The sequence below is a fragment of the Amycolatopsis sp. NPDC088138 genome, assembly GCF_044741685.1.
GTDB lineage: Bacteria > Actinomycetota > Actinomycetes > Mycobacteriales > Pseudonocardiaceae > Amycolatopsis.
In genome coordinates, this window is sequence record NZ_JBIUTB010000001.1 from 140,803 (window position 1) to 163,506 (window position 22,704).

At 73.2% G+C, this 22,704-nt stretch carries 23 protein-coding genes; 15 read left to right on the forward strand and 8 right to left on the reverse strand.

Going from position 1 to position 22,704, the window contains the following annotated elements:
- Positions 1 to 130 precede the first annotated feature (130 nt).
- Positions 131 to 775, forward strand: a complete 645-nt coding sequence (locus ACIOD2_RS00670) for a hypothetical protein (protein ID WP_400532734.1) — start codon at positions 131 to 133, stop codon at positions 773 to 775.
- A gap of 7 nt (positions 776 to 782) precedes the next feature.
- On the opposite strand, the gene ACIOD2_RS00675 is transcribed toward ACIOD2_RS00670, so the two are convergent.
- The 3 genes from ACIOD2_RS00675 to ACIOD2_RS00685 form a co-directional block, all read right to left on the reverse strand.
- Complete coding sequence (locus ACIOD2_RS00675; protein ID WP_400532736.1) at positions 783 to 1,226, reverse strand: DUF5994 family protein; 444 nt, start codon at positions 1,224 to 1,226, stop codon at positions 783 to 785.
- A gap of 144 nt (positions 1,227 to 1,370) precedes the next feature.
- Positions 1,371 to 1,877: a GNAT family N-acetyltransferase gene (locus ACIOD2_RS00680; RefSeq protein ID WP_400532738.1), complete on the reverse strand. Its 507-nt coding sequence runs from the start codon at positions 1,875 to 1,877 to the stop codon at positions 1,371 to 1,373.
- Positions 1,878 to 1,953: 76 nt separating this feature from the next.
- Positions 1,954 to 2,628, reverse strand: coding sequence for a BON domain-containing protein (locus ACIOD2_RS00685; RefSeq protein ID WP_400532740.1), 675 nt, complete (start codon positions 2,626 to 2,628; stop codon positions 1,954 to 1,956).
- Positions 2,629 to 2,749: 121 nt separating this feature from the next.
- On the opposite strand from ACIOD2_RS00685, the gene ACIOD2_RS00690 reads away from it, so the two are divergent.
- Complete coding sequence (locus ACIOD2_RS00690; RefSeq protein ID WP_400535359.1) at positions 2,750 to 3,400, forward strand: response regulator; 651 nt, start codon at positions 2,750 to 2,752, stop codon at positions 3,398 to 3,400.
- Here ACIOD2_RS00690 and ACIOD2_RS00695 read toward each other — a convergent pair.
- Entirely contained in the window at positions 3,360 to 4,259 is a 900-nt protein-coding gene (locus tag ACIOD2_RS00695) for a hypothetical protein (protein ID WP_400532741.1), read from the reverse strand. The genes ACIOD2_RS00690 and ACIOD2_RS00695 overlap by 41 nt on opposite strands.
- A gap of 168 nt (positions 4,260 to 4,427) precedes the next feature.
- Here ACIOD2_RS00695 and ACIOD2_RS00700 point away from each other — a divergent pair, with 168 nt between their 5' ends.
- The 6 genes from ACIOD2_RS00700 (at position 4,428) to ACIOD2_RS00725 (ending at position 10,945) form a co-directional block, all read left to right on the forward strand.
- Positions 4,428 to 6,020, forward strand: a complete 1,593-nt coding sequence (locus ACIOD2_RS00700; protein WP_400532743.1) for a GAF domain-containing protein — start codon at positions 4,428 to 4,430, stop codon at positions 6,018 to 6,020.
- 37 nt (positions 6,021 to 6,057) lie between these two features.
- On the forward strand, positions 6,058 to 6,696 hold the full coding sequence (locus ACIOD2_RS00705; protein WP_400532744.1) for a hypothetical protein: 639 nt from the start codon (positions 6,058 to 6,060) through the stop codon (positions 6,694 to 6,696).
- Positions 6,693 to 7,823 carry a PrsW family intramembrane metalloprotease gene (locus ACIOD2_RS00710; RefSeq protein ID WP_400532746.1) on the forward strand — a complete coding sequence of 377 codons (1,131 nt, stop codon included), beginning with the start codon at positions 6,693 to 6,695 and terminating at the stop codon, positions 7,821 to 7,823. The genes ACIOD2_RS00705 and ACIOD2_RS00710 overlap by 4 nt, the downstream gene beginning before the upstream one ends.
- A gap of 176 nt (positions 7,824 to 7,999) precedes the next feature.
- Complete coding sequence (locus ACIOD2_RS00715) at positions 8,000 to 9,334, forward strand: NtaA/DmoA family FMN-dependent monooxygenase (protein ID WP_400532748.1); 1,335 nt, start codon at positions 8,000 to 8,002, stop codon at positions 9,332 to 9,334.
- Between the two features lie 4 nt (positions 9,335 to 9,338).
- Positions 9,339 to 9,902, forward strand: a complete 564-nt coding sequence (locus tag ACIOD2_RS00720; protein ID WP_400532750.1) for an NADPH-dependent FMN reductase — start codon at positions 9,339 to 9,341, stop codon at positions 9,900 to 9,902.
- Positions 9,903 to 9,967: 65 nt separating this feature from the next.
- Positions 9,968 to 10,945 (forward strand): 3,4-dihydroxy-2-butanone-4-phosphate synthase, encoded by a 978-nt coding sequence (locus ACIOD2_RS00725; RefSeq protein WP_400532752.1) that lies wholly within the window; start codon positions 9,968 to 9,970, stop codon positions 10,943 to 10,945.
- On the opposite strand, the gene ACIOD2_RS00730 is transcribed toward ACIOD2_RS00725, so the two are convergent.
- Positions 10,922 to 12,385 (reverse strand): PucR family transcriptional regulator, encoded by a 1,464-nt coding sequence (locus ACIOD2_RS00730; protein ID WP_400532754.1) that lies wholly within the window; start codon positions 12,383 to 12,385, stop codon positions 10,922 to 10,924. The genes ACIOD2_RS00725 and ACIOD2_RS00730 overlap by 24 nt on opposite strands.
- Positions 12,386 to 12,499: 114 nt before the next feature.
- On the opposite strand from ACIOD2_RS00730, the gene ACIOD2_RS00735 reads away from it, so the two are divergent.
- From ACIOD2_RS00735 to ACIOD2_RS00755, 5 genes are all read left to right on the forward strand, one after another.
- Positions 12,500 to 13,300, forward strand: a complete 801-nt coding sequence (locus ACIOD2_RS00735) for an FAD binding domain-containing protein (RefSeq protein WP_400532756.1) — start codon at positions 12,500 to 12,502, stop codon at positions 13,298 to 13,300.
- Positions 13,297 to 16,026, forward strand: a complete 2,730-nt coding sequence (locus ACIOD2_RS00740; RefSeq protein WP_400532757.1) for a molybdopterin-dependent oxidoreductase — start codon at positions 13,297 to 13,299, stop codon at positions 16,024 to 16,026. The genes ACIOD2_RS00735 and ACIOD2_RS00740 overlap by 4 nt, the downstream gene beginning before the upstream one ends.
- Before the next feature lie 64 nt (positions 16,027 to 16,090).
- Positions 16,091 to 16,567: a hypothetical protein gene (locus ACIOD2_RS00745; protein WP_400532759.1), complete on the forward strand. Its 477-nt coding sequence runs from the start codon at positions 16,091 to 16,093 to the stop codon at positions 16,565 to 16,567.
- A gap of 106 nt (positions 16,568 to 16,673) precedes the next feature.
- On the forward strand, positions 16,674 to 18,167 hold the full coding sequence (locus ACIOD2_RS00750; RefSeq protein ID WP_400532761.1) for an aldehyde dehydrogenase family protein: 1,494 nt from the start codon (positions 16,674 to 16,676) through the stop codon (positions 18,165 to 18,167).
- Between the two features lie 120 nt (positions 18,168 to 18,287).
- Positions 18,288 to 18,845 carry a TetR/AcrR family transcriptional regulator gene (locus ACIOD2_RS00755; protein ID WP_400532763.1) on the forward strand — a complete coding sequence of 186 codons (558 nt, stop codon included), beginning with the start codon at positions 18,288 to 18,290 and terminating at the stop codon, positions 18,843 to 18,845.
- Positions 18,846 to 18,851: 6 nt separating this feature from the next.
- Here the strand turns inward: ACIOD2_RS00755 and ACIOD2_RS00760 are convergent, their stop codons facing one another.
- From ACIOD2_RS00760 to ACIOD2_RS00770, 3 genes are all read right to left on the reverse strand, one after another.
- Positions 18,852 to 19,424 (reverse strand): TetR family transcriptional regulator C-terminal domain-containing protein, encoded by a 573-nt coding sequence (locus ACIOD2_RS00760; protein ID WP_400532765.1) that lies wholly within the window; start codon positions 19,422 to 19,424, stop codon positions 18,852 to 18,854.
- Between the two features lie 44 nt (positions 19,425 to 19,468).
- A complete protein-coding gene (locus ACIOD2_RS00765) occupies positions 19,469 to 20,287 on the reverse strand; it encodes an alpha/beta fold hydrolase (protein ID WP_400532767.1) in 819 nt (272 codons plus the stop codon).
- Between the two features lie 86 nt (positions 20,288 to 20,373).
- Positions 20,374 to 21,267, reverse strand: a complete 894-nt coding sequence (locus ACIOD2_RS00770) for an oxaloacetate decarboxylase (protein WP_400532769.1) — start codon at positions 21,265 to 21,267, stop codon at positions 20,374 to 20,376.
- Positions 21,268 to 21,389: 122 nt separating this feature from the next.
- On the opposite strand from ACIOD2_RS00770, the gene ACIOD2_RS00775 reads away from it, so the two are divergent.
- The gene (locus tag ACIOD2_RS00775) at positions 21,390 to 21,812 is read left to right on the forward strand and encodes a 4-oxalocrotonate tautomerase family protein (protein WP_400532771.1); all 423 of its coding nucleotides are present in this window, start codon (positions 21,390 to 21,392) and stop codon (positions 21,810 to 21,812) included.
- Positions 21,813 to 21,836: 24 nt separating this feature from the next.
- Positions 21,837 to 22,700, forward strand: a complete 864-nt coding sequence (locus tag ACIOD2_RS00780; RefSeq protein WP_400532773.1) for a helix-turn-helix domain-containing protein — start codon at positions 21,837 to 21,839, stop codon at positions 22,698 to 22,700.
- Positions 22,701 to 22,704 lie beyond the last annotated feature (4 nt).

The window sequence follows — 22,704 nt, forward strand, 5'->3', positions numbered from 1 at the left end:
CCGTTGCCGTTCAGCCGCGGTTTCGCTTGTGTCGCGGGGCTATAGTGAGGCGGAAGCCCCGGACCCCGGCAGCGTGGTTCCGCGGCGCGGACCGTCCGGCCCGCGCCCGACCCGGACGGCGAGGCACGACATGGTGGCACGGCTGGCGGGAATGCTCCTGGTCGTCTCCGCCGGGTTCTTGGCCGCGGTCGGTGCGCTGCACACGCCGGCGGACGCGCTGATCGGCTGGAGTCTCGTGGGGTTGACGGCCGGGGTCCTCGTCGCGTTCGGTGCTCCCCGGTTCCGGCGCGGCCGTCAGGTCGGCGGCGGTGGTCCCGATCTGACGGCAGGGCTGGCCACCGCGGTGGCGTTCGTCGTCGGCTGCCTCGCGATCGCCGGCCTGCTCGCCGCGTTCGGCGGCGGGCTCACCACGGCCGTGCTGCTCCTGCTCGCCGTGTCCGGGCTCTGGGCCGGGAACCGCCGCCGGCGGAAGTACCGGGAAGGCTTCGCCGCCGGGCCGGACCCGCACGACGTCCTCGCCGCGGTCACGCTCCCGGCGTCCTCCGCGCCGGTCGCCGACATGGGCACCGAAGAGCTGTGCGCAGCCTGGCGGCGCAGCTACTACCAGCTGCGCCTGGCCACCGACGCGGGCGCGTTCCGCCAGGTCGTGCAACGCCGGCAGAGCTACCTCGACGAACTCGAACGACGGGACCGCCGCGGGTTCCGCCGCTGGCTCGACAGCGGTGCCCGGGCCGGCGGCGATCCGGGGCCGTACCTGACCGGACCGTCCTGTTAGGACGGAATCAGGCGGCCAGGCCGGGGGTTCCGTGGTCGGTGAGCAAGGTCGCGGCGTCGTCGACGTTGTCCGGGTGCGCCGCGGTGGCCAGCAGGCCGAGCGCGCGGTCCGGGCCGGTCTCGGGCGGGACGACCAGCAGGGTGACCCGGTGCCGGTTCCCGCTCCCGGTGATCGTGAGGGTGTCGGCGTGCTCCCACCGGTTGCCCACGAGGTGGACCACCGCGTCGCCGAGGGTGAGCCGGCGCCGGGCCGGGGGCCAGGCGGCGGTGTTGTAGGTGACACCGTCGATGCCGCCCAGCCGGGCGGACAGCGTCGCGAGCAGCGCGGGCAGCTCGACGGGAAGGTCGCGGGACCGGGGCCACCACGCGCCGTCGACGTGCCCGGTCGCGGGGCCCGGCTTCAGCCGCAGCCGCGGCGGGGTGAGGGGGATGAAGTGGGGGGCCGAGGTCATGCCGGTGCTCCGGTCCCCGGCCGCGGGCCGGTGTGGTGCCCGAGGGCGGCACCGGCTCGATCGCCTGCGCGCGAAGTGCTCTCGGACACCGCCGATGCTACCCGGCGCCGCTTCCCCGGTGCGTCCACAATGGACACGGATCGGTCACGCGTCGGCGGCGTCCACCCGGTCGGTGACCGGCGAGCCGGGCCGGAACGGGACGCCCAGTGCCTCGAAGACGCCGAGCATCTTCGGATCCTCGCCGCGCACGTCGGCCACGAAGGTCCGGACGCCCTCGTGCTCCGCGATGATGGCGAGCTGGTCCAGCAGCAGGGTCGCGACGCCGAGTGCCTCGGTGCGGCCGTCGACCACCAGCGCGACCTCGGCCTCGGCGGAGTCGGCCAGGATGTCGTAGCAGGCCACGCCGGCCAGCCGGGAGTGCACGAAGCACCCCACCGCCGTGTGCCCGACGCCGGCGCCGTGGGACAGGCGGGTCGCGAGCGCGGCCAGCCCGCCGACGCCGAGCCCGAAGAAGCTGAGGTGCCGGTCGCGGTCGGCGAGCCGGGTCCGCAGGGCCAGGACGGCCGCGGTGTCGGCGGCTTCCAGCCCGCGCACCCAGGCGACCTCGCCGTCGGGGAGCAGGATCCGGACCGGTGGGGTGGCGGTGATCATGGTGTTGTCCTCTGCGCGGGGTCCGCGGTGCTCTGTCCTTTTCGGACAGAACACCGCGAAGTCGATGGGCTGTGGCTCAGCCGGTGAGCGTCACCTGGTTGTCGACCGCGGTCACGCCGGGAGCGAACCATGCGGTCTGCTCGGCCGAACGGCGTTCGGCCGGGGTGCGGACTTCGCCGGTCAGCGTGACCTGACCCCCGTCGACGTCGACCTCGACGTGCTGCGCGAATCCCGGGGTGTGGCGGGCGAGCGCCGCGGTGAGCTTCAGCTTGAGGTCGGCCGGGATCGCGTCCCCCGGCGGCTTGATCGTGATCAGGTTCCGCACCCCGCTGATGCCGGGGAGCCCGGCCACCGCGCGGCGCGCGGCTTCGCGCTGGTAATGCCAGGCCACCGAGCCGCGCAGGGTGATCACCTGGTCGCGCACCTCGACCTGTACCGAATCCTTCGGCACGACGACCGTGCGGCGGTCGAAGACGATCATGGCTTCCCGGGCGAGGTCGGTGTCCTGCGGGACGTCGCTGCCGTGCCGGACCACCAGCTTGTCCGCCGTCGTGACGACCCCGTGGACGCGGCTCGCGGCGCGCAGCGCCTCTTCCTTCTCGGGGTAGGTGGCGACGTGCCCGGAGAGCGTCGCGACACCGTCGGTGACGGTCACGCCGATCTCTTCGGAGTTGACGCTGGGAGTCCAGGCGAGCTCGTCGGTGACCGCGGTTCTCAGGTGGTGGTCGGGCCTGCGCCGGCTCTGTGTCATGCCTCCAGCGTTTCGCGCCCGCGTCACCCGGCCTAGGGTCGCCGGACCTCTGTTCCGGGGACGTTCGGCGCGGGCGGCGTAGCCTGGACCGGTGGCCGACACCGCGCAGCCCGACCCGCCCGTGATCACCGTCTTCCTGGTGGACGACCACGAACTCGTGCGACGCGGGGTCGCCGAGCTCGTCGACGACGAAGCCGATCTGACGGTCGTCGGCCAAGCCTCTTCGGTGGCCGAGGCCCTGGCCCGGATCCCCGCGCTGCGCCCGGACGTCGCGGTGCTCGACGTCCGGCTGCCCGACGGCAACGGCGTGGAGCTGTGCCGGGACCTGCGCGCGGCGCTGCCGGGCCTGCGGTGCCTGATGCTGACCTCCTTCACCGACGAGAACTCGATGGTCGAAGCGGTGCTGGCCGGTGCCGAGGGGTACGTGATCAAGGACGTCAAGGGGCTGCAGCTGGTCGACGCCATCCGCCGGGTCGGGGCGGGCGAGACCCTGCTGGACGGCCGGGCGGTCGCCGCGCTCGTCGCCGAACTGCGGGCCACGACCGGGAAACCGGGTCCGCTGGCGGGGCTGAGCGAGCAGGAGCTCGTCTTGCTGGACCTGCTCGGGGAAAGCCTGACGAACCGCCAGATCGCCGAGCGGATGTTCCTGGCGGAGAAGACCGTCAAGAACTACGTGTCGCGGCTGCTGGCGAAGCTGGGGCTGGAGCGGCGGTCCCAGGCCGCGGTGCTGGTCACCGGGATCCACGGCGCGCAGCGCCGTCCGGGCGGCTAGCGGCGAACGGGTGCTCGTCGCTGATCACGACGTCTTCGAGCAGTTGCTGTGTGAAGGCGGGCACCGCCGTGCCGTGGCCGAGGCGCAGCATGATCTGGGGCCAGAGCCCGCCGCCGATCAGCCGCCGCAGCTCGCGCCGGGTCGCCGGCGCCGCCATCGGCTGGGAGGAGAGCGCCGCCGAGATCCCGGCGGCCGCCGCGGTCAGCAGGACCCGCTGCATGGCCTGGCCGGCCTGGAGCCGGGCCAGGGCGGTGTCGTGCAGCGAGCCGACGACCACGACCAGCCGCTGGGGCTCGACGTCGAGGTCGGTCCCGCCGCCGGGGCCGGGCAGGATCGGCGGCACCTCCGAGCGGCGCATGATCTCCCGCAGCTGCGGCACCTGCTCGGCGGTGACGGTGGCCAGCCACGCGCGTTCCATTTCCGCGCCCCGCCGCAGCTGCCGCTGCACGTCGGCGGTGACGACGGCGTCGGTGAACGGGCGGCGGTTGCTGTGCCGGCCGGCGATGGCCTCGACCAGCTGCTCGTCGTGGGGCGTGATCGTCTCGTACCCGTGCGGCCGCACGATCGCGAGCAGCTCGGGGCGGCCGGCGGCGGGGAACAGCCGGACGTCGGCGTGGCTGCCCTGCGCCTTGACTGCGAGCCGCAGGTTCAGCAGGGCCGCGCCGCAGTCCAGGAGCCGTTCCCGCTGGTCGCTGTCGGTGCCGGCGAGCGGGTTCGCGTACAGCTCGATGGAGTCCGGCGTGCACTGGAACCGCCAGGGCCGGGAGTTGCGCAGCGGTGGGGGAGCCGTCGCCGAGAGCAGGACGGTTCGCACCTGGCTGGCGCTGAGGTGCCCGACGGGCATGACACCGGTTTTCATGGACGGCTCCGAACTGTGGTTCCCGGGGATGACACTTCCCGATCACGGTGGTCCGCGGGCGGTGGCCGGGCCAAGGGCCGAACGGCCTCGCGCGCCGGGCGAAGGTCGTCGGTTGCGGTTCGCACCGGATCCCGCCGCGGGGCGGTCCGGGCGTGCGAGGGTGGGGACATGCCCGACGAGAACGTGCCGGGCCGGGACCGGATGGACGCGCTGCCCGCGGCCGTCCTCGCGTTCTCCGCCGGTCTGGAGCTCGAGACCACGTTGCGCCGGATCGTGACGGCCGCCGCCGACCTGGTCGGCGCGCCCTACGGCGCGCTGGCCCTGCTCGACGAGGACGGCCGGACGACCGCGTTCGCCGTCACCGGCGTCGACGACGCCACCCGGGACCGGCTCGGCCCGCCGCCGTCCGGCCACGGGATCCTCGGCACGCTCGTGGCCGGCGGCCCGGACCCGCTGCGCGAGGCCGCCCTGTCCGCCCGCGGGCTGCCGCCCGGCCACCCGCCCGTGGGCAGCTTCCTCGGTGTTCCCCTCCTGGTTCGGGGCGCCGTGCTCGGCCGGCTCTACCTCAGCGGCGAACGGCCCTTCACCGCCGACGACGAACGCGCGCTCGTGGCGCTGGCCGCGGCGGCCGGGATCGCCGTCGACAACGCCCGGCTCTACGGGGAAACCCGCAGCAGGCAGCGATGGCTGGAGGCCACCGGCGAAATCTCCGCCGAGCTGCTGGGCGGCGCCCACGTCCACGACGTGCTCCACCTGATCGCGAGCCGCGCCGTCGAGCTCAGCGGCGCCCGGGACGCCCTCATCGCGCTGCCCGTGACGCCGGACGGCCCGCTGGCCGTCACGGTCTGCGCCGGCCCCGACTCGGAGGTGCTGACCGGCCGCCGGATCCCGCTCGCCGGGTCGACCTCGGGCGCGGTGCTGCGGGACCACGTGCCGCGCAGTGTGCCGAGCCTGGCGTTCGACCTGGCCGAGGGCCTGGACGTGCGCCTCGGGCCGGCGCTGGCGGTGCGGCTGCGCTCGGGAGAGTCCACCGCCGGGGTGCTGCTGGCGATCCGCACCCCCGGCGCGGCGGGGTTCGACGAGCACGAGCTCCAGATCGTCTCGGCCTTCGCCGACCAGGCCGCGCTGGCCCTGCGCGACGCCGAGAGCCAGGCCGCCCGCCGCGAGCTGGACGTCGTGGTGGACCGCGACCGGATCGCCCGCGACCTGCACGACCAGGTCATCCAGCGGCTGTTCGCGGTCGGGCTGGGGATCGAGGGCACCCGCCGCCGCAGCGACTCGCCCGAGGTCGGCGCGCGGCTCACCCAGCACATCGACCAGCTGCAGGACGTGATCGAGGAGATCCGCGGCGCGATCTTCGACCTGCACGCCGAACCGGGCGCCGCGCGCGGCCTGCGGGCCCGCCTGCAGAACGCGATCACGGACACGACGTCCGACTCCGCGATCCGCACCACGGTGCGGTTGTCGGGCGCGTTCGACCGGGTGCCCGCGGGCCTGGCCGAGCACGCCGAGGCGGTGGTCCGGGAAGCGGTCAGCAACGTCCTGCGCCACGCGCGCGCCGCGGACCTGGCCGTGACGGTGTCCCTGGACGGCGACCTGGCCGTCGAGGTCTCGGACACCGGGATCGGGATGCCGGACGCCGTGGTGCGCAGCGGTCTGCGCAACCTCGAGCAGCGCGCCGCGGAAGCGGGCGGGTCCTTCAGGGTGGAACGGCGGGCCGGCGGTGGCACCCGTCTCATGTGGACGGTCCCGCTGTCCTGAAGGTGCGGATCGGACGGGGTTTGCTTACAGTCCCGGGGTGACCGCTGACGTACAGGAACCGCCGCGGGGCTGGATACCGGTGGAGCACCGGTTCCTCGGGCTCGACCGCCGGACGTTCACCCCGGCGCTGATCACCCTCGTCGTGGCGCTGGTGCTGATCTACGGATTGCCGGCGCTCAACGCGGCGATCCCGTGGCGCAACCAGATCCGGGCCGGCGACGTGCTCGACCTCGGCAGCGGGGCGACCGCGGTGCCGCCCGTGGGCTGGCAACTGGAAAGCGGCACGCTCACCGGCGCCGCGGCGGCGAGTCCGACGTCCCTGCAGATCCTGCTGTCCACCGGCGGCGCGACCATCTCCTTGCGCGGCACGGCGTACACCGGGACGGCCAGCGCCTTCCTCGACCAGGTCGAGCGATCCGAAGGCGGCGAACCGGGCGTCGACGCGGCGCGGGGCACCGTGCGGAGCGACGCCGGGCTGACCGGGGTCGTGCAGGCCGGGACCGGCCCGGGTGGTGACGCGCTCGACGTGGCGTTCAAGGTGCCCGCGGCCGGCGAGTCCGCCGAGGCCGCGCCGGCGTTGCTGGTCCGGGTGCGCACCGCGCCGGACCAGTTCGAGCGCTACCGCGACGACGTCACGGCGTTGCTGCGCAGCATCACCCCGGGAGCCGGCCGATGAGCGGCAAGGCGGCACAGCTGGCCGCGATCGAGGATTCGGGCTGGGGCCTGCCGTTCCGGTTCTTCCAGCCGCACAACCTGGCGTTGTGGGTCTACCTGCTCGGCATCGGCGGGGGCGCGCTGGCGATCGTGCGGTACTTCGGCTCCAGCGGCTTCTACGCCCCGGCCCTGGCCGGCGGCGTGCTGCTGTTCGGGCTGTACCTGGTGCCGTGGTTGCTGTTGCTGCGCCACCAGAACCGCTACACCGCGCAGCCCGCCGGGTTGCTCGCCGCGGCCTTCGCCTGGGGTGGCGTCGCCGCCCCGTTCTGGATCGCCCTGCCGGCGAACACCGCGCTGCTCGAGTTCTGGACGAAGGTCGGCGGCACCGCCTTCGCCGCCGACTGGGCCGCCGGCCTGACCGCCCCGATCACCGAGGAGTGGGGCAAGGCGCTCGGCCTGGTGCTGCTGATCGGGCTGGCACCGCGGCTGGTCCGCAGCGCCTACGACGGGTTCATCATCGGCGCGTTCATCGGCCTGGGCTTCCAGGTCTTCGAGGACGTGCTCTACGTCTACAACGGCGCGGCCCAGACCTTCGGCGCCAACCAGATCGGCACGTCGCTGCAGGTGTTCGTGTCCCGGGGCGCGGCCGGGATCGTCTCGCACGCCCTGTTCAGCGCGATCTTCTGCACCGGCCTGATGTGGGTGCTGGGCCGGGCCCCTGGCGAACGCAACGTCGTCCGGGGCGTGCTGACCATGCTGATGGCGATGGCGTTCCACTTCGCCTGGGACGACATGGCCGGTATCGGCGGCCGCAGTGCCCTGGTCGCGGTGCTGCCGTTCGTGATCGCGGCCGTCGAGCTGGTCGCCCTGTCCGCCGTGCTGCGCCGCGCCGCCCGCCGGGAGCGGGCCTGGATGCGGGACCTGCTCGGGCCGGAGGTCGACGCGGGCGTGCTCGACCCGGCCCTGCTCGACGCCGTCAGCGGCCTGCGCAAGGAGCGCAAGGCCTACCGCAAGCACGTGCACAGCCGGCGCCGGGCCCGGCACCGCATCGAGGCGGCGGGTGACCTGGCCCGCGAGATCGCCCGCGCCGGCGGCCGGGAAACGGGCCGGGTCACGCACGCCCGCGCCGAGGTGGCACGCCTGCCCTGAAGCCGCATCTGCGGAGCGATGTGGTGGTCCGCTCCGCAAATGCGGTGATCATCGGCTGTAAGTCGTGCTTACAGCAGCCGCCAGCAATGATCGCTGGTCGTGGTCGCCGGGTGAACTTAGCGTCGTCGGTGTCACCGGATCCGGTGGCGTTCCCCCGACACCGCGGAGGTCCGGCGATGGCCGACGAACCCTCGATGATCCTCACCGCAGCGCTCATGCACGGCCTCGGCATGCACACCGGCGCGTGGCTGGCCCGCGACGGTGACGCCGGCGACTACCTCACGCCGGAGATGTACACCGACATCGCCCGCACCGCCGAGGCCGGCAAGCTGCACGCGGTGTTCCTCGCCGAGCAGATGACGAACCAGGAGGTCGGCACCGAACGCCCGTGCGGCGCGCTGGACACCGTGACCGTGCTCGCGCTGATGGCGGCGGTGACCGAGCGGATCGGCCTGGTCGGCACGGCGTCGACGACCTACAACCAGCCCTACGACCTGGCCCGCCGGTTCGCGACGCTTGACCACCTCTCGCGCGGCCGGACGGGCTGGAACTCCATCGCCACCCAGAACCCGACCGTCGCGGAGATGTTCGGCGGCGGCGAGCACCCCGACCACGAACAGCGCTACAGCCGGGCCGACGAGTTCATCGACGTGGTGCTGAAACTGTGGGACAGCTGGGAAGCGGGCGCGCTGGTCGGCGACAAGAGCACCGGCGTCTTCGCCCGCGAGGACCTGGTGCACGAGATCAACCACGTCGGCGAGCACTTCGCCGTGCGGGGCCCGATGCCCTTCGCCCGGTCGCCGCAGGGCCGTCCGGTCATCTTCCAGGCCGGCTCGTCGGAGCGCGGCCGGGAGCAGGCGGCCAAGTACGCCGACGTCGTTTTCACCGCGCAGCACCTGCTGGAGAGCGCCGTCGCGTTCCGCGAGGACATGCGCCGGCGCGCGGCCGAGCACGGCCGTCACCCGGACAGCATCAAGATCATCCCGGGCATGTCGGTGGTCCTCGGCGCGACCGAAACCGAGGCGCAGCAACGGAAGCAGCACCTGGACGAGGTCTTCGGCACCGGCCCGAACCTGGTCAAGCTCGGGCGGCGCGTCGGCCTGCCGGTCGAGGTCCTCGAGCTGGACAAGCCGTTCCCCGCGCACCTGCTCGGCCCGGACGAGGAGTTCAAGGGCTCGATCGGCTTCCGCCGCACGATCGTGGAGCTGGCGGTGAAGGAGAACCTGACCGTGCGCGAGCTGATCGCCAGCTACGGCGGCGGGCACCACCAGGTCGTCGGCACCGCCGAGCAGGTCGCCGACGTGATGCAGGAGCGCCTGGCCGCGGGCGGCGCCGACGGTTTCACGCTGATGATCGACATGCTGCCATCGGGCGTCCACGACGTCGTCGACATGCTCGTGCCCGAACTCCGGGACCGTGGCCTGTTCCACGGCGACTACGAGCACCGGACCCTGCGCGAAAGCCTCGGCCTGGCCGCGCCGGCGCCCGTCCTCGTCCCCGTCGCGGGCTGAAGTCATGAACCGAACCAGAATCCTCGGCATCGGCGGGACCCTGCGCGCGGGTTCGACGTCGGAGCGGGCCCTGCGCTACGCACTCGACGCGGCCGCGGCGCACGGAGCCGACACCGAGCTGATCGTCGCCGCGGACCTGACCTTCCCGATGTACGACCCCGACCACCCGCAGCCCGCGGGCGCGGCGAAGCTGCTGGAAGCGGTCCGGCGCGCGGACGGCCTGGTCGTGTCCACGCCCGGCTACCACGGCGGCACGTCCGGCCTGCTGAAGAACGCGCTGGACTACCTGCAGGAACTGGCCACGGACCCGGCACCGTACCTGCACGGCAAGGCGGTCGGCTGCATCGTGGCGACGTCGGGCTGGCAAGCCGGCGTGACGACGCTGACGTCCCTGCGCTCGACAGTGCACGCGCTACGCGGCTGGCCGACACCGCTGGGCGTGGTGCTGAACTCGTCGGCGAAACCCTTCGGGCCGGATGGCCCGGACGCGAAGGTGGCTCAGCAGCTGGAGACGGTCGGGCGGCAGGTAGCCGACTTCGCCAGGGCGCAGGCGTGGAGCGCCGCGTGACTTTGCCGGCGGTTGGTGTTGCTGGCGCGGGTCGGCTTGGCGAGGGTGCAGAGGTCGCCCGGTCGGTGGCGGTGACTGGTGTCCCCGACGCGATCGCAGCCCTCGCCGTCGGTGGTCTCGCTCTCGTGCACGACGAGTACGGCGGTGTGGTCGTCGCCGCGGCGGGACTGGTGACCGGGGAGACCGTCGCCAGGCTTGGCGAGCTGGGCCGCGGCCTGCTCTGCTGCGCGGCCGACGGGCCCCGGCTCGACGACCTCGGCATCCCGCCGATGGCGCCGGGCGGCGAGGATCCGTCGCTGCGGGTCGGGGTGGATCTCCGGGACGGCGGGATGTCCGCCGCCGGGCGGGCGGCGACCCTGCGCGCTCTGGCCGACCCGGGCAGCACAGCGCGGTCGTTCCGGCTGCCCGGGCACGTGTTTCCGGTGGCCTGCCGCCCTTACGGCGTGCTCGAACGGCCCGCCCACGCGGAAGCCGCACGCGACCTGGCGAGGTTGGCCGGGCTCGCGCCCGCGGCGGCTTTCCGGTTGGTCACCGACGCCGACGGTGGTGCAGCCGGTGTGCCGCGGCTGCGGGAACTCGCCGAGGTCCACGGCCTTCCGCTGGTCTCGATCGCGGACCTGGCCGCCCACCGCAGCCGGGTCGAGGACCTGGTGGAGCGCGTCACCGAGGCCCGGCTTCCCTTGCTGGGCAAGCAGTTCCGGGTGCTCGGCTACCGGTACCGCGTCGACGGCGGCGAGCACCTGGCGCTCGTCCTCGGCGACTTCGCGACGGCCGTCGGAGTCCACGCCGAGTGCCTGCTGGGCGACGCTTTCGGGGCGCTCGGCTGCGATTGCGGCCGTCGGCTCGAGGACACGCTGGCGCGCATCGCCGCGGCCGGTGCCGGGGTGCTCGTCTACCTCCGGCGGCCACGATCGCTGGGGGAGGCGTTGCGTGGTGCCGATGTTCACGGAGTCAGCGCGGCTGAAGGGCAGATCGCCGCGCAGATTCTGCGGGATCTGCAGAGGTCGGCGGGGAAGGACTCAGCAGAGCAGCGCCGCCCGTAGGTCGAGCCGGTCGTCGAGCCGCGAGAGGTCTCGGCCGAGCAGTTCCTCGGCCCGCTCGATCCGGTAGTGCACCGTGTTCACGTGGACGTGCAGCGCCCGGGCCGCGCGGGCCCAGGAGCCGTCGCAGTCCAGGAAGGCCGCGACCGTGTCCAACAAGACCGGGCCGCTTCCGCGGTCCAGGCCGAGCAGCGGGCCGAGCACCCGCTCGCGGAACGCCGTGCGCAACGCCGGGTCGAGCCCCGACACCAGCGCGCCGAAGCCGGTCAGCTCGGCCGCGGACGTCACCAGGCTCCCGGCCGGCCGGGACACCGCGGCGGCGTGCCGGGCCTGGGCGAGGCCGGACGGGAGGTCGTCCGGGCCGGCGAGGGTCGTGCTCGTTCCCGCGGCCAGCGGTGTCCGGGGATCGCACGCCTGCAACGCTTTCCAGCGGTCCGGGCCCAGGACGCCGGTGCCGGCCTGGATCGCGATCGCTTCGCCGCGCGGCAGGACGCCCACCGCGCACGGCACCTCGGCGAGCGCTTCGGTGAGCGCGCGGGCCGCGGCGGCCGCGTCGTCCAGGGTCAGCGTGTGGACCACGTACGGCCCGTCGCCCGGCAGGCCGGACCGGCGCAATGCCGACCGCAGCGTGGCTTCCTCGGCTCCGGACGCGACGGCGGCGGCCAGCCGGTTCGCCGTCTTGCGGCCGGGTTCGAGCTGCTCGTCCCAGACCAGCCGGAACCGGCCGACGACGGCGGTGATCTCCCGCAGCGCGCCGGGCGGGGTGCCGGTGCCGGCCGGGGCGTGCACCAGCCACGTGTCGTAGGGCGACGCGCCGGCGTCGACGCGCAGGGTCGTGCCGACCCGGCGGCGGACGTCCTCGCCGGGAGCGATCGGCGCGGTCGCGGCCGCCGTCCGGGCCAGCACCCGCCCCGTCGCGGTCACCACGTAACACGCGAGGTCGCCCAGGGGCGCGCAGGCGGCCGCGAGGACGTCGTCCAGCGGCGCGCCTTCGGCGAGCAGCCGGTCCACCTCGCGCCGGGCGGGTTCCGGGAGCGCGGGCCGGGCCGAGGCGTCGAAGCCACCCCATTGGCGCAGGTAGACGGCGTCGGTGATGGCACGGAAGTCGGTATCGGCGGGCACCGACAGCAGCGGCAGGCCCAGGCGGGCGCAGGCGTCGGCGAGCGCGTCGGGCACGCGGCCGTGGGTCTCCTCCCCGGCGAGCAGCGCGGCGGCGTGGGCCCGCGCGACGGCGTCGGCGAACCGCTCGGCCTTGGCGTCGCCACCGGCGGCGGACCACCAGACCAAGCCGGTCAGCACGACGTCGCCCGGCCGGACGAACCGGGCCGGGTCGGCCAGGTCCGTGACCGTGACGCCGGTGATGTCCCGGCCGGTCAGGGCCTCGCCGCCCCAGATCAGCCGCAGCCGCAGGGCGGGGAGGTCGAGCAGGTCGCGCACGCGCATGGCTTGGATGATCCTCCAAAACGGTGTGCGTTTACCAGGTGTTTTCGGTGCTGTTCGCCTCTCGTCCCGGGAGCGCGGTGTTGTTTGGCTGGGGGACGACCGCGAGGAGGTGCCATGGACCTGAACACCGTGACGGCGATCCGTGATCCGCGCCGGCCCGGCGCGTGGCTGCCGGGTGACGCCTGGCTGGCCGGCGGCACGTACCTGTTCTCCGAGCCGCAGCCGCACCTGCGCCGGCTGGTCGACCTGAGCCGGTTCGGCTGGCCGCCCGTCACCCGCCACGTGGACGGCTCGGTTGAGTTGGCCGCGACCTGCACGATCGCCGAGCTGTCCCGCTTCGCCGCGAGCAGCGGCCTGGCGGTCGCGCCGCTGGTCGAGCAGTGCTGCCGGGCGTTCCTCGCGTCGTTCAAGATCTGGAACCTGGCCACGGTCGGCGGCAACCTCTGCAACGCCCTGCCCGCGGGCCCGATGATCTCCCTGACCGCCGCCCTCGACGGCGGCTGCCTGCTCCGGGCCCAGGACGGCACCGAGCGCCGGGTCCCGGCCGCCGCGTTCGTCACCGGCGCGGGCCGGAACGTCCTCGCCGAAGGTGAGCTCCTGCGGTCGGTGACGCTGCCCGCGGCCGCGCTCGGCCGGCGGACGGCGTTCCGGCAGGCGTCGCTCTACGGTCTCGGCCGGTCCGGCGTGCTCCTGATCGGCACCCTCGGCACGGCGTTCACCCTCACGATCACCGCGGCCACCACCCGCCCCTTCGTGCTCACCTTCCCGCGGGTGCCGGACGCGGCCGACCTGCGCACCGGGATCGAGGCCGCGGTGGGGGACGAGCACTGGTTCGACGACATCCACGGCCTGCCCGCCTGGCGCCGCCACATGACCTTCCGGCTGGCCGAGGAGATCCGGGGGGAGCTGGCGTGAGCTTCGAGCTGGACGTCAACGGGCAGCACACCGAGGCCGAGCCGCGGCCCGGTCAGTGCCTGCGCACCTACCTGCGCGAGCGTGGCTGGTTCGGCGTCAAGAAGGGCTGCGACGCGGGGGACTGCGGCGCGTGCACCGTGCACGTGGACGGCGTCCCGGTGCACAGCTGCCTGTACCCCGCGGTCCGCGCGAGCGGCCGGGAAGTGACCACTGTGGAGGGTCTCGCCCGCGACGGCGAGCTGCACCCCGTGCAGCAGAAGTTCCTGGACGCACAGGGTTTCCAGTGCGGGTTCTGCACCGCGGGGTTCCTGATGACGACCGCGGCCCTCGAGGACACCACCGACCTGCCCCGCGCGTTCAAGGGAAACCTGTGCCGTTGCACGGGATACCGCGCGATCGAGGACGCCGTCCGCGGCGTCAAGCACGTCGAAGAACCCGCCGCGGGGGAGACGGTCGGGCGGAACCTGGCCGCTCCGGCCGGGCCGGAGGTCGTCACGGGCACCGCGCGCTACACGTTCGACCTCGACGTGCCCGGCCTGCTGCACCTCAAGCTGCTGCGTTCGCCGCACGCGCACGCCCGGATCACCGCGATCGACACCTCGGCCGCCTACGACGTCCCCGGGGTGCGCCTGGTGCTGACCCACCACGACGCCCCGCCGAAGCACTTCTCGAGCGCCCAGCACGAGCACGTCGAGGACGACCCGGCCGACACCCGCGTGTTCGACGACGTCGTGCGCCACGTGGGCCAGCGCGTCGCCGCGGTGGTCGCCGACTCCGAAGCCGCCGCCGAGGAGGGCTGCCGCCGGATCGCGGTGACGTACGAGGTGCGGCCCGCGGTCACCGACCCGGTCGCGGCGATGCGGCCGGGCGCCCCGGTCGTGCACGAGAAGGACCCGGAAGCCAGCGGCATCGCCCGGCCCGCGGACAACGTCGTGGCCGAGCTGCACGGTGAGGTCGGGGACGTCGCGACCGGGTTCGCCGACGCGGATGTCGTCTACGAGAACACCTTCCGGACGCAGCGGGTGCAGCACGCCAGCCTGGAGACCCACGGCGCCCTCGCCTGGTTCGAGGACGACGGGCGCCTGGTCGTGCGGTCCAGCACCCAGGTGCCGTTCCTGACGCGGCGGGCGTTGTGCGCGCTGTTCGGGTTGCCCGACGACGCGGTCCGCGTGGTCGCCGGGCGGGTCGGCGGCGGCTTCGGCGGCAAGCAGGAGATGCTCGCCGAGGACGTCGTCGTGCTGGCCGCGCTGCGGTTGCGGCGGCCGGTGAAGCTGGAGTTCACCCGGGCCGAGCAGTTCTTCGGCGCGACCGTCCGCCACCCGTTCACCGTGCGCGTCAAGGCCGGCGCCCGCGACGACGGCACGCTCACCGCGTTGCAGCTGCACGTCGTGTCCGACACCGGCGCCTACGGCAACCACGGTCCCGGCGTGATGTTCCACGCCTGCGGCGAGTCCCTCGCCGTCTACCGCTGCCCGCACAAGAAAGCCGACGCTTACGCCGTCTACACGCACAACGTGCCCTCGGGCGCTTTCCGCGGGTACGGCCTAGGCCAGGTGATCTTCGCGCTGGAGTCGGTCCTGGACGAGCTCGCGCACCTGCTCGGCCTCGACCCGCTCGTGCTGCGGGAACGCAACGTGATCAAGGCGGGCGAGCCGATGATCGACGCGCACGGCGAGGAGGAGGACCTGCACCTCGCCAGCTACGGCCTCGGCGAGTGCCTGGACATCGTCCGCGCCGCGCGCGCCGAACCCGGCGAGCCCGCGCCGGAGGGCTGGCTCGTCGGGGAGGGCAGCGCGCTCGCGATGATCGCCACCGCGCCGCCACGCGGGCACTTCGCCGACGCGACGGTCGCTCTGCTGCCCGACGGCACCTACGACGTCGCGGTCGGCACCGCCGAGTTCGGCAACGGCACCACGACGGTGCACCGGCAGATCGCCGCGGGCCGGCTCGGCACGACCGGGGACCGGATCGCGATCCGCCAGTCCGACACCGACGTCGTCCGCCACGACACCGGCGCGTTCGGCTCGACCGGCACCGTCGTCGCGGGCAAGGCCGTGCTGCGCGCCGCGGACGCCCTCGCCGATCAGCTGCTCGGCTTCGCCGCCGGCCACCTGGGTGTCGACCGGGCGGCGCTGCGGCTCGCCGAGGACGCCGTGGTGCACGGCGAGAACCGGTTGCTGCTCAAGGAACTCCACCAGGCGGCGGCCGCCGCCGGCCGCATACTGAGCGCCGACGGGCACTTCGGCGGGACGCCGCGGTCGGTGGCGTTCAACGCGCAGTGGTTCCGGGTCGCGGTCGACCCGGGCACCGGCGAGCTGCGGATCCTGCGCAGCGTCCACGCCGCCGACGCCGGGAAGGTGATGAACCCGATGCAGTGCCGCGGCCAGGTCGAGGGCGGCGTCGCGCAGGCACTCGGCGCGACCCTGTTCGAGCACGTCCGCACCGCGGCCGACGGCACGGTGACCACGGCCGCGTTCCGCCAGTACCGGCTGCCCGCCTTCGCCGACGTCCCCCGGACCGAGGTGCACTTCATGACCACGGATGACGCGCTGGGCCCGCTCGGGGCGAAGTCGATGAGCGAGAGCCCGTTCAACCCGGTCGCCCCGGCACTGGCCAACGCGGTGCGCGCGGCGACCGGCGTCCGCTTCACCGAGCTACCCCTGACCCGCGACCGCGTCTGGCTGGCCCTCGACCAGCGGCGCCCGGGAGGTGGTTGTTCCGCGTAAGCGGTTTGAAAGAAGTTTTTCCGCCGCGGATGCGGCACAATCGGGGCGTCGGACGGAGACGCTCATGATCGACAAGACGCGGGTCGCGGTGCTGCTGGAGCGCTACCAGCCGGGCCGGTCCGTGCGGTCGATCGCCGCGTCGGCCGGGGTGCCGGTTTCGGGCCTGCACGGCTGGCTCGACGCCGGTTCGGCCGACCAGCCGGGCGCGCTGGTCTCGGTCGACACAATGATCCGGCTCGCCGGCGCCACCGGCGCGGACCTTTCGGTGGTGTCCCGGGCCTTCACCGGGACCTGGTTCGACCTCAACGGCTGGGAATGGAACCACTTCCACCGCGGCGACCGGGTGATCGTCTTCAGCGAACCCGACCCGGAGAGCGGGACCCGGCGGGTGCGCTACGGCACCGTCGCCGACGTCGACCCGCTGGACGTCATCGAGGTCGATCTCGAGGACGGGACCCGGTACCGGCGGGTGCCCGAGAGCGAGGGCCGGATCTGCCACGTCACCGGCAGCTGCCCGTGCGTGGCGACCCGGGCCGGGTGAATTCGAGGCCGCGGCCGTGAACCCGTAGACAGGCCGCACCTGCGGTGTTGTGATGGCTATCACACCGCATATGCGGCTTTGACTCCGGGTGACGAGGAGGTCACTGATGACTCTGGCCGTGGACGAGAACCGTGTCGACGAGGTCGTGAAATCGCTCAGCAGGCAGATGCTGATCAACGGCGAATGGGTGGACGCCGCGTCCGGGAAGACGTTCGAGACCCTCAACCCCGCGACCGAGGACGTGCTGGCCTCGGTCGCGCACGGCGAAGCCGAAGACGTCGACCGCGCCGTGCGGGCCGCGCGCGCCGCCTTCGACGACAACTCGCCGTGGCGGCGGATGCCCCACGGCCAGCGCGGCCGGATCATCCACAAGCTCGGCGACCTGATCCTCGAGCACCTCGAGGACTTCGCGCTGCTGGAATCGCTGGACAACGGCAAGCCCTACGCGGTCGCCAAGGCCGCCGACGTGCCGCTGGCCGCCGACCTGTTCCACTACATGTCGGGCTGGGCGACCAAGATCGAGGGCGCCACGATCCCGACGTCCGGCCTGGACCCCGCGCGCTACCTCGGTTTCACGCTGCGCGAGCCGGTCGGGGTCTGCGGGCAGATCATCCCGTGGAACTTCCCGCTGCTGATGGCGGCGTGGAAGATCGGCCCGGTCCTCGCGGCCGGCTGCACCACGGTGCTGAAGCCGGCCGAGCAGACGCCGCTGTCGGCGTTGCTGCTGGGCGAGCTCGCCATGCAGGCGGGGCTGCCGCCGGGTGTGCTGAACATCGTCACCGGCTTCGGTGAGGCGGGCGCCGCGCTCGCCGCGCACCGGGACGTCGACAAGGTCGCGTTCACCGGCTCGACCGAGGTCGGCCGGGAGATCGTCAAGGCCGCGGCCGGGAACCTGAAGAAGGTGACGCTCGAACTGGGCGGCAAGTCCCCGAACGTGGTGTACGCCGACGCCGACCTCGACGCGGCCATCGCCGGCTCGGCGAACGCGATCTTCTTCAACCAGGGCGAGTGCTGCGTCGCCGGCTCCCGGCTCTACGTCGAGGCGCCCGTCTACGACGAGGTCGTCGCCGGCATCCGGGAGCAGGCCGAGCTGATCAAGGTCGGCAACGGACTGGACCCGGAGACCACGATGGGCCCGCTCGTGTCGCAGGAGCAGTTCGACCGGGTGACCGGCTACATCAAGTCGGGTCGCGACGACGGCGCGACGATCAGCGGCGGTGACCGGGTCGGCGACCGCGGCTACTTCGTGGCCCCGACGGTGCTGACCGAGACGCGGGAGGAGATGACCGCGGTGCGCGAGGAGATCTTCGGGCCCGTCGTCGCCGCGGCCCCGTTCGACTCGGAGTCCGACATCATGCCGACCGCGAACAACACCAACTACGGCCTCGGCGCCGGCGTGTTCACCAAGGACGTCGGCAAGGCCTACCGGACCGCGCGGCGGATGCGGGCGGGCACGGTGTGGGTGAACACGTGGAACGTCTTCGACGCGTCCCTGCCGTTCGGCGGTTACAAGGAATCCGGCTGGGGCCGCGAGATGGGCAGCGCCGTGTTCAACAACTACATGGAGACCAAGACCGTCATCACCGACCTCGGCGGCTGACGGCCGCGACCGCATCTGCGGGGCGATCTGCCGGTTTCGTCCCGCAGATGCGGTCGCAAGTGGTCCCTTCGGAACGTAGGCTCGGCTCGTCGGAAGAACCGTCCGAAAGCGAGCTGAACGTTGTCCCTGGCCCGGCCCCGGCCGTCGCGTGTCGACGCGATGCGCAACCGCCGGCACATCGTCGAGGTCGCGCGCGGCATGCTCGCCGAGTCCGGCGCGGTCTCGATGAACACCGTCGCCAAGCTCGCCGGGGTCGGGCCGGCCACCGTGTACCGGCACTTCCCGACGCGGGAGGCCCTGACCCTCGCGGTCTACCGGCACGACGTGCAGCGCCTGCTGGACTTGGTCGGCGACGAGATCGCCGAACACGAGCCGCTGGACGCCTTCCGCGTCTGGTTCCGCCGCCTGGCCGCCTACATCCGCCTCAAGCGCGGCCTCGGCGAGGCGCTGCACACGGCCGCGATGCAGGACGCGATCAACGAGACGTACGCGCCGATCACCGCCGCGGTCGGCCGCCTGCTCGACGCCTGCGTCGCCGCGGGCAGCATGCGGCCGGGCCTCGACCCGGCGGACGTCCTGGTGCTGATGAGCGGCCTCTGGCAGATGGGCACCGGCGAGCCCGGCGCGGACCAGGGTGACCGCCTCCTGGAGCTGGCCATCCGGGGCCTCCACGCGTAACCGCGCTCAGTGGAGCACCACGTCGAACGCGAGGGTGAAGAACGCGGCGAAGGACGAGCCGTCCTTCGCCGCGCGCTCGCCGACGATCGCGCCTTCCCAGGCGTTGACGAGGAACCGGGCCAGCACCTCCGGGTCCTGCTGCGAGGTCACCGAGCCGTCCGCCTGGGCTTCGCGGATCGCCCCGGCGACGGCCGCCGACCAGCTGCCGAAGCTCGTCACCAGGCCGTCGCGGATGGCGGGGCTGTGGTCGGCCGCCTCGTTGCTGAAGTTGCCGAACACGCACCCGCGCTCGTAGCCGTACTTCTCGATGTCGCTCGCCAGGAACTCGAAGTGGTCGCGCAGCCTGGTCAGCGGGGCGACGGCGGAGTCGGCCAGCGCCGGCACCCGCCGGGTGGCGCCGTAGCGCTCCATCACGACCAGGGCGAGCGCTTCCTTGCTCTCGAAGTGGTTGTAGAACGACCCCTTGGGCACGCCGGCACTGTCGGTGATGAGCTTGACGCCGCAGGCGTTGTAGCCGAGCCGGTGGAACTGCTCGTACGCGGCGTCGACGATCTGCTCCCGCACGCTGGCCCTGGCCATGGGGTCTCCTCCCGGGTTCAATATGGGCGGTCGTCTACACTAGGTCAAATGTTCGCGCGCCACCAGTCCGTGATCACCCGGGCGTAGTCGGCGGCGGCTTCCTCCCAGGTGAAGTGCCCCGCGTCGAGAACGTCGAGCTTGCTGTGGGGGAGTCGTTCGTGCAGGTACTCGGCGTTGGCCACCGGCACCACCGGGTCCTTTTCGCCGGCGATGATCTGGACCGGCGTCTCGATGCCCGGCAGCAGGTCGCCGAGGATCGGCAGCTCGGCCGGATACGCGCGGACGTACGGCATCTGCTCGACGAACCGCTGCCCCCAGTACGCGGCCAGGTAGTCCTCGCGCACGACGTCGGGCAGCTCGTAGCCCTCGATGGTGGCGAGCGCGAACTTCACGACGTCCTTGGGGCCCATGGCCCGGTACGGCGCCAGGTCCTCGGCCCGCACCCACTCGTCGAGCACGCCGCCCAGGTTCAGCGGAACGGACGTCCCGCCGCTGCCCACGGTCACGGTGGCGAACCGGCCGGGGTGGCGGGCCGCGGCGAACAGCGCCGCGCTGGTGCCGACGTCCGGGCCCACGACGTGCGGCTTCGCCAGCCCCAGCTCGTCGGCGATCCGGACGACGAACTCGCCCATCGCCTGCGGTGACAGCAGGTCCTCGCGCAGTTCGGAGTGCCCGAACCCCGGCAGGTCGACCGCGACCAGGTGGGCGTGCTCGGCCAGGCGCGACCAGCTCGCGTCGAAGGCGTACAGGCTTTCGGGCCACGGGCTCAGCAGCAGGGCCTCGGCCTCGTGCGGCCCGTCGCTCTCGGCGTAGCGGACGGACAACCCGTCGATGCTGCGGAACCGGGGCTTGATCTCGCTCATGTCCTCGTCCTCTCTTCGGTCGTTTCAATATGACCGGTCGTCTTAGAATCGTCAAGAGGAGTGACGCAGGGCACAATCAGGGGGACTCAGCCGTTGCCGTACTTCTCGCCGATCTCCTCGACCTCGGGCAGGCCGACGAGCTCGGCGAAGTCGGTGAGGCCGGGCAGTTCCTGTACGGCGTCGACCGGCGTGCCGTCCTGAGCGATGCGCGCGAGCACGGACTGCATCGCCCGGGTGGCCGCCAGCAGCGTCGAGATCGGGCAGATCACCAGCCGGAAACCCAGCTCCCGCAGGCGATCCCGGCCCAGCGGCGGCGTCTTGCCACCCTCGGCCCAGTTGAACAGCAGCGGGACGTCGCGGAAGGTGTCCGCGACGCGTTCGATCTCGGCTTCGGACTGCAGCGCCTCGACGAAGAGCATGTCGGCGCCGGCGTCCCGGTAGCGGCGGGCGCGGTCGATCGCCGCGTCGAGGCCTTCGACGGCACGGGCGTCCGTGCGGGCGATCAGCACGAAGTCGGGGTTGTTCCGGGCGTCGACCGCCGCGCGGACGCGGTCGACCATCGTCTCGGCGGGCACGACGCGCTTGCCCTCCAGGTGCCCGCAGCGCTTCGGTGCGACCTGGTCCTCGAGGTGGATCGCGGCGACGCCGGCGGCCTCGTACTCGCGGACGGTGCGGATGACGTTGAGGGCGTTCCCGTAGCCGGTGTCGGCGTCGGCGATCACCGGCACCTCGACCACCGACCGGATCCGGGCCGCCGCCTGGACCATCTCGGTCATCGTCAGCAGGCCGACGTCCGGGCGGCCGAGCAGCGACGCCGTCGTGCCGAACCCGGTCATGTAGACGGCGGGGAACCCGGCCGCCTCGACCAGCCGGGCGCTCAGCGCGTCGTACGCCCCGGGCGCGACGACGATGTCGTCACCGGCCAGCAGGTCCCGCAACCGCGCCGGACCGGGGATCCGCGGTCCCAGCAGATCGGCCACGCCGATCACCTCCTCTGTCCCGACGCTCTTGTGTAGCAGACGGCGCTCTGGTGGAAGTGCGCCGCGCCGCGACCGTCCCAGGATGACTGCACCGCGTGAACCGGTCGAAACGGAGAACCGCCATGCCCATGATCGACGTGTACGCCCCGGCGGGCGTCATCGGCGACAAGAAGAAGCTCGCCCAGGAACTCGCGCAGACGGTGATGCGGTGGGAAAAGGTCCCGGTGATCCCGTTCTTCACCGAGAACACCGCGGCCTTCGTGCACGAACTGCCGTCCGACGCGCTTTCGGACGCCGGTGGCGGCGGTGACCACGTCCGCGTCCAGGTGACGACCAACGCCGGCGCGCTGGACCGCGAGCAGCAGCTCGGCGTGGTCAAGGACATCACCGCTCAGGTCGCCGCGGCCGCCGGTGACCCGACCCTGGCCGAGCGGACGTGGGTCGCGCTGACCGAGGCCGTCCCGGGCGGCTGGGGGATCGGCGGGCACGCCTACACGAACGAGGAGATCGTCCAGCACGTGCGTTCATTGCTCGGGAAGTCCTGACCGGACGCTGGTACGAATGTCTTCATGACGGTTTCGGGTGCGGAGCGGCCCGCCTGGCGGGAGGTCGGCGGCCGGGTGGTCGAGCGCGCGGCGGGCGGCACCGCGCTCGCCCGGCTGGAAACCCTGGCCCGTACCTCGGCGGACCCGATCGGCTGGCGCTTCCGCCAGCCGGCCGCGGCGCTGTTCTGGTGGGGCTCCGGGGTGCGCGAGCTGCGGATCGCGGTGGACGGCCGGCCCTTCCACGACGTCGTCACCGCGACCAACAGCCTCTGCTACATCCCGCCGGACACCGAGGTCACCGGCACGTTCGCGATCGACGGGCTGTGCCGCTACACGGTGCTGTTCCTCGACCCGGACCTCGCCGCCGACCACGACCTCCCGGCGCCGCGGCGCGCGCTCGTCGGGTTCGACCGGCCCCCGCTCGTCCGGGCCCTGCGCGAGGTCACGGAAGAAGCCGCGGCCCCGGACGACACGTTCGACCTGTTCGTCGACGGCGTCGCCCGCCAGAGCCTCGCGCACCTCGTCCGGCTGACGCGCGGAGCCGAACCGGAGCCGTCCGCCGCCGGGCTGCCGGCCGGGACACTGTCGCGTTTGGACGCCCACGTCCGGCGGAACCTGCGTGACCCGGTCACCGTCGGCCGGCTGGCCGCGGTGGCCGGGTTCAGCCCCCGCCACTTCCTGCGTTCGTTCCGCCGCAGCACCGGCGTGACGCCGATGCGCTGGGTCCTGGACCTCCGCCTGCGTGAGGCCGAGCACCGGCTCGCCGGGACGTCCGACCCGATCAGCGTCATCGCCGCGGACTGCGGGTTCAGCCACCCGCAGCACCTCAGCACCGCGTTCCGCCGGGCGCGCGGCATCAGCCCGTCGGAGTACCGGGCGGCGCGGTAACCGT